Genomic DNA, 1,308 nt, shown 5'->3' with positions numbered 1-1,308 from the left:
TGCGGTCGTCAAGTTTCTGAGACAGGTTCGTTGTTTGTTTTGGTTAGGCGGCCAGGGGTTGCCGGGCGCGGGTTTGGTAGTTGGTGTGTGCTTTGGCTGGTGGGATGCCGCCGGCTCTGCGGTTGGGTCGGCGGCGGTTGTACCAGGCCTCGATGTAGTCCATGACCCCAGTCCTGGCGGCCAGCCGCGACGGATAGCGTTGGTGGTGGTAGAACTCGGTTTTCAAGTGGGAGAAGAAGTTCTCCGCGACCGCGTTGTCCCAACACACCCCGACTTTGCCCATGGACTGGGTCACCGCGTTATCGCCGCACCATTTCTGGAACTCATCAGAGGTGTATTGGGTTCCCCGGTCCGAATGGAACACCACCGAGGTCCCGGTCAGGTGGCCGTGGTTCCGGGCCATCTGCAGGGCCGCGGTGCACAAGCTCGCGCGCATATGTCCGGCCATGGACCAGCCGATGACCATGCCTGAGAACAGATCGATCACGGTGGCCAGGTATAGCCAGCCCTCACCGGTGCGCAGGTACGTGATGTCACCGACAAGCCGGGTCCCGGGCACTGTTGAGGTGAAGTCCCGCTTGCCCTCGGCATCGAGCATGTGGTTCTCGATATGCGCGGTCTTGGCCTGCGGGTCCTGGACCGTGGTGGCTTTCCAGGCCTGGGTCCGGATGGCCCGCAGCCCGTGTTCGCGCATGATCGCTCCCACGGTCGGGGCTGAGACTTTCACGCCCTTCTCGTTCAGGAGCAGGGTCAGCTGGTCCCGCCCGGCACGGCCTTCTTCTTTTTCGTAAAGCTTGGTCACCGCGGCAGCGAGCTGTTCGTGACGTACCGTCCGCGGTGACGGGCCAGCAGGGGTCCGCCACCGGTAGAACGAGGCCCGGGAAACCTTCAACGCCCGGCACAGCCACACCACGGAATGGTTGGCCTTCTCCGCTTCGATGAACTCGTAGAAGTCCTCTACTTTTGCTTCGCGGCAAAGAAGGCGCTGACTTTTCCCAGGAACTCAACCTCAGCTTTCAACCGCTCGTTCTCAGCCACGGTTTTCTGGTGTTCTTCCCATGACACCGGGCCCCGGTCCACCGACGCCACCCCCGGACTGTCCTGATCTCTGCCACGGTGCCGGTGAAGCCAGTTTCCCAAAGTGCTCTCGTTCACCCCGAGCTCGTCAGCGACTTGCTTCACGGAACGATCGGAAGACAAAACCAGTTGCACCGCTTCCTCACGGAAAGCAGCATCATATTTTCTTCTGGGCCCGGTCATCTGAAGTCGATCTCCCATCAACCTGTCTCAGAAAACCATACGACCGCA

Annotated in this window: 1 protein-coding gene; it reads right to left on the bottom strand. The window is 61.2% G+C overall.

Features of this window, described 5'->3' with window-relative positions; genetic code table 11:
* Positions 1-43: 43 nt before the first annotated feature.
* Positions 44-1,260 (bottom strand): IS3 family transposase gene (locus tag ACIPY3_RS23185; protein ID WP_400337913.1). Its coding sequence is split into 2 segments (ribosomal slippage): positions 44-996 and positions 996-1,260, totalling 1,218 coding nucleotides; the frame shifts between segments, so codons are not numbered across the junction.
* Positions 1,261-1,308: the final 48 nt, after the last annotated feature.

It is taken from the genome of Paenarthrobacter sp. NPDC089714 (genome assembly GCF_044748905.1).
Lineage (GTDB): Bacteria > Actinomycetota > Actinomycetes > Actinomycetales > Micrococcaceae > Arthrobacter.
The sequence above is the reverse complement of the archived record's forward strand: the minus strand, read 5'-3'. Positions and strand labels throughout refer to the sequence as shown.